General features: G+C 43.8%; 5 protein-coding genes. All 5 read right to left on the bottom strand.

What is annotated here, in order from left to right:
- Nucleotides 1–90 precede the first annotated feature (90 nt).
- The 5 genes from HY805_03335 to HY805_03315 all read right to left on the bottom strand — a co-directional run bounded on the left by HY805_03335 (nt 91) and on the right by HY805_03315 (nt 4,435).
- Nucleotides 91–504 (bottom strand): hypothetical protein, encoded by a 414-nt coding sequence (locus tag HY805_03335; protein ID MBI4823248.1) that lies wholly within the window; start codon nt 502–504, stop codon nt 91–93.
- 268 nt (nt 505–772) lie between these two features.
- Entirely contained in the window at nt 773–1,252 is a 480-nt protein-coding gene (locus HY805_03330; GenBank protein ID MBI4823247.1) for a hypothetical protein, read from the bottom strand.
- 507 nt (nt 1,253–1,759) lie between these two features.
- Nucleotides 1,760–1,990: a type II toxin-antitoxin system HicA family toxin gene (locus HY805_03325; protein ID MBI4823246.1), complete on the bottom strand. Its 231-nt coding sequence runs from the start codon at nt 1,988–1,990 to the stop codon at nt 1,760–1,762.
- 1 nt (nt 1,991) lies between these two features.
- On the bottom strand, nt 1,992–2,258 hold the full coding sequence (locus HY805_03320; GenBank protein ID MBI4823245.1) for a type II toxin-antitoxin system HicB family antitoxin: 267 nt from the start codon (nt 2,256–2,258) through the stop codon (nt 1,992–1,994).
- Nucleotides 2,259–2,695: 437 nt separating this feature from the next.
- The gene (locus tag HY805_03315) at nt 2,696–4,435 is read right to left on the bottom strand and encodes a transposase (protein MBI4823244.1); all 1,740 of its coding nucleotides are present in this window, start codon (nt 4,433–4,435) and stop codon (nt 2,696–2,698) included.
- Nucleotides 4,436–4,624: the final 189 nt, after the last annotated feature.

Here is a 4,624-nt window from a genome sequence, read left to right as displayed (position 1 = left end):
GATCGAAAAACCTTTTATACATCAGTAGTTGCCTAAAATCACCCCATCCCTCATCTCCTACTTTTCACTGTAGGAATTTGGAGAAGAGCACTATATCTTGAATGCCTTCAATATATCCGCAAATCTGGGCTCTATCTTCGCATACTCCTTCATTGCCTTCTCAAGAAGTTCTTCTCTTTCCTCAAGTTCCTTAGCTTTTTTGATTGCCGGTGCAAGGGCACTTCTCCTGTCCCAGATGACAAACCCTATTAAAACAAAGATACCCCCTATAATTACGTAGATTAGATCCCGAATGGCCTGGACCTCACTCCTAAGATCGTCAATTCTTTGATTCGTTGCTTTTGAACCATCACCAATCTTCTGATTCAGCGCCTTTTGGCCCTCTTTCAGTTCCGCAAGAGATTCTATTATCTCTCTATCAGAAATTCCAACTGTTCTTTCAACTGCTCCTGCTGTGGATGCAATGAACAAAACTATCATTACTGCAGTGATTATCCTGTGCATAAGCCCTCCTTATAAACAAATTGAGAATCCCAGGAACACCACGAGTGCTTAGGAGTGCTTAGGGTCAGGTCTTGCAATATCACTTTTTTCTTGGCTCACAGATGCTGATGAGCTTACACGCTGGCAAGCCTTCGGCCAATATTACCCGCCTCGCTTCTTCTTCCATAATCTCCCTGACCGCATCCAACAGAGTGGGGAGGTCCTCCCAAACAGGAAAGACCTGGGTTAGGTCTTGAATCTGACACTCCCATGTTCAGAACTGACAAGTTTATACAAGCCCTGCATGTCTAAGCGCCTCAGCAGCGTTGGCATCCTTGCGCGCCATTTCCTTCAATACTTTCACTAATACTTCTTCTCTTTCCTCAAGCGCCTTAATTTTGTCTACGGCTGGAGCTAATGCAGTCCTCCTGTCCCACATAACAAAACTAATCAACATTCCCATACCGCCGAATAGTATTCCAAAACCCCAGAACAGAAAGGCTCTAAGATCATCAAATTGTTTTTGATTAGATGTTTTAAGGTCGTCGATTTGCCTCTGGAGACCTTTTTGTCCCTCTTCGATTTGCCTCTGGAGACCTTTTTGTCCCTCTTCAATTTGCCTCTGCACCCCTTTTTGTCCCTCTTCAAATTTTGTCTCCAGTCTTATAAGTCTGTCTCTATCATCTTGCGAGAAAGACATCTCTTTTGCATGTACAGTTGAAACTGCCGACATAATCAAAACTATTACAAACAGCGCTATTATCTTCATCTTTTCCTCCTCTGGACTTATTTCTCGCTCTTAAATCTCTCTTCAAGCTTCACCAACAGGCTTTCAAGTTGCCTGGCATGCTTGGGGTCAGGTCAGAGAGATCTTTGACAAACTCGGCTATGGCAGAGCCTGAATCCAATATGTCCGCAAGGTAGAGACTAAAATCTCTTTCAGACATAGATGATTTGCCCTTTGACCTTCTCTCTTATTGCTGGCTTTAAAGAGAAACCCTTTAATACTAAAGGAAAACCCCTTTTTTAAATCTTTTCTCTGTGCACTCAAAAGATGACTTTTAAAAACCCATAATTTTTAAAGTCAAAATCACGAGGACACAGAGAAGAAAAGGGTTTTAAAAGGTTTTTATACTCAAAATTTATCTCTGTGGTCTCTGTAGTTTGCAGTTTTTAAGTTTCAATCGGAAAACCGTTTATAATCATCATAGCTACCGACCCAGAACCATGTCACGGTATCTATGGACATCAATTTGTCATACCGAAGTCTCATTCATTACACTTTCTTCAGCAGTGAGAAATACTCCTCTCTTGTCAACCCGGCTGTTCTCATGTTGTTTTTGATTATAAACACAGGGACCTCGTTCCAGTCCGGGATAACAACAGGTCTTGCAATCCCCTCTTTTGTATAAACGAAGTGGTCCCCCTCGATTCTCACACACTTAAATCCAGCTGCTTCAAATACTTTTCTTAATTTACTCGCCGGGATGGGAACTATTTTTGTCATTTCAATATACGCTTACCAATTCGGTTGCCACAAGCCTCGGCGGTGTCCAACGTCCGCTTTCCTCCCTCTTGTATCTCGCCTCTTCAAGGATATCTTCAAGGGTACCCATCTTTTCTGCCTCTTCAAGGGACAATCTTACAGCTGTCCTTAGCATCTCCTTAGCATGTTCTACGCCATTCCCGCAACTTGAAATGTCAAGTTCAGGACAATAGGCCACGTAAGTTTCATCCTCCTTGAAAACGATTACGTCATAATCAATAGGTATCACAGTTACCTCCACGGCATTTATTTACAAACCTCATTTGTAAAAGACAAGGGGACACTTCCCACCTAAATCCTGCAATCAGCCACGGACTAACACGGACACCAACAGTAGGCGCTTCTAAGCGAAAGCAGCAATATGATAGATACAGCTTATACCTAAGTCCTGCAATCGAACCACTGCGGAAAAACAGGGACAAAACAGGGACCATTTATTTCCTCTCTTTTCCCTTTTCATCAAGAAAACAAGCCGGCACGCTGCACAGCATTCTTTGTCCAAACTCTTTTACCGAAAGAGAACAGTTTATAAATCAAATTGCAGGATCAATTTTTCATCTATTTTTTTGCTTAGATGCAAATCAAAATAGTTTCTTATCCCAAGGAAAATTCCGTTTATAGTTTTTATTTCATCAAACAGCATATTTGATGCCCTCGTAAAAAGTATTACGCTGCAAAATGAGCAGCTAAACGATTTTCAGTGTAAAAGTATGGGAAAAATCTTCCCACGTTGGTTGCCAACGAAATTTGTTCTTTGAAAGCCAAAATAAGGTCCAAAAAGCCGGGATTGTTCTGTCTTTGTGCCTCTTTTCTCCTTTTCTCACGGATTTTGAACGCAGCTGCCCTAAGGATGTTGAGTCCTGTCGCCTTTAACGTCGCAGCAAGGCTCACTGCTTCAAGCCCCCGGACTCGCAATCGCTTTATCCCAGTCCTTCGGGCTAATGCCGACATGGTGGCCTCACTCCCCGCACGGAAACGATACTTTTCTTTAAACTCAGGGGTTTTCTCTCTTGCCCGTCTTTGCGCCAGGCGAAGCGCCTTGTCGTCATAGCGGAAGTAGTGGTACCGTTTGCCTGGTTTTACCGGACAGTCACACAAAACGGCGCAGCCTGAGCATGTTTCCTTGCTGAATACTGCGGTTCTTACGCCGCTTGTCTTCTTCTTTATCTGTATTGGAGCAAGGCCTTTGGGACAGGCTGTGATCTCTTTTTCAGGAGACAGTGTGAACTCGTTTAAGGTAAGGGATGTTTCCTTAACGCTGCCCATGGTTGGAGATATTACCTCTACACCGAGTTCTCTGGCCTGCTCGCAGTTTTCATCTCCTCCGTAGAGGCTATCAGCCAGAACCTCCGCCGGTTTAAGGTCTCTTGCAGATGTGTCCTCTATGGCAGGGATCAGGGCATTGGCATCGCTCTTGTGTGCAGGTTCTACTGCAACATGGGTGATTAGGGACAGCTGATCCTTTTCCTTATCAGGAGAGTAGGTCTCCATGACCTGCACCTGATATCCCTTCCCCTTATGCCCGCTGTATCCGGCATCGGGATCGGAAGGGTTCTGGAGGGAGTCGGACGGGACATCCTTGTTTGATTTGACCAGTACCTTTTTTGAGTGGGTTTCAACATCTGCTTCTACTATGCACTGCTCTTTGAGAAGGCGCACCATGAGCTGATGGCTGCTCATGCCGGAGACATCCGCATTTTCTTTAAATCTCTCTATGAGGAAAAAGAGGTCTTTGCCCACCTCTTCAAGGGTTTTTGCGGATTCGGAGGGCTTTACCATTGAGAAGACTGATTCACCCTTTTTGGTCGTGTAGCGATCAAGAAGCTCCTTATCCAATTCGGCATAGAGGTCCTTATTATGACGATGCAGATTGACGAGAAACTTCTTTATCGTCTTTACAAAGAGACCGATCCTTCCGAGATGTCGCATATTGGAGAAGATATGGGTTGAGTCCATACGCTGTCTTGTGGGATCAACCTCATAAGCTTTTGCCAGAGCAGCTGTTACGTTTTGAAATAGCGGTGTATATAGGTCTTGCTGGCACAGGATATTGCGCATGGTCCAGAGGGTCTTTGGACAGATATAGGAGTGGCAATCCGAGGCATTGGTAACGTTTAAGGCATAGTGCCACTTGATGTTGAAGGCAAACTGCTGGACAGCCTCTTCATCAGCCAGGTCTTCCATCTGCTGGAGGATCATGATGCCGAGCATGGCATATATTTCCTTTGTGGGACGACCAAAGAATTCATGGTAAACTCCTGAGAGTTTATCTGCAGGGAGATTGTGGAGGATTTCCTCCCTGAAGATTTTTGCCCATGAGTTGTCCAGAAGCCTGCGCCTCTTTTCACCGAGGAAGGCGAACTGGTCGAACATGTCAATGCTTTTGTGGTCTTTTGTGTAAAACATTTAAACCTCACTTAACTTATTGAAATAATAAGTAATTTTACTAAAAAGATTATTGAATGTCAAGCTTTATTTTGGCTTTTTTGCTAATTATTTTAAATAGTTAGATGATGACGACTTTTTACGAGACTGTCAGATATTCTTCAATAAGGAAATCTAAGAGGTCATTATATACCGCTTGCAGAGGTGGCT

The organism is Nitrospirota bacterium (assembly GCA_016207905.1).
In the GTDB taxonomy this organism is placed as follows: Bacteria; Nitrospirota; Thermodesulfovibrionia; order Thermodesulfovibrionales; family JdFR-86; genus JACQZC01.
This window is presented reverse-complemented; position numbering and strand designations above follow the sequence as displayed.

Bases quoted from the DNA above. Each gene is read 5' to 3' on its own strand.
- HY805_03335 (MBI4823248.1), bottom strand. From the start codon at position 504: ATGCACAGGATAATCACTGCAGTAATGATAGTTTTGTTCATTGCATCC.
- HY805_03315 (MBI4823244.1), bottom strand. From the start codon at position 4,435: ATGTTTTACACAAAAGACCACAAAAGCATTGACATGTTCGACCAGTTC.
- HY805_03325 (MBI4823246.1), bottom strand. From the start codon at position 1,990: ATGACAAAAATAGTTCCCATCCCGGCGAGTAAATTAAGAAAAGTATTT.
- HY805_03330 (MBI4823247.1), bottom strand. From the start codon at position 1,252: ATGAAGATAATAGCGCTGTTTGTAATAGTTTTGATTATGTCGGCAGTT.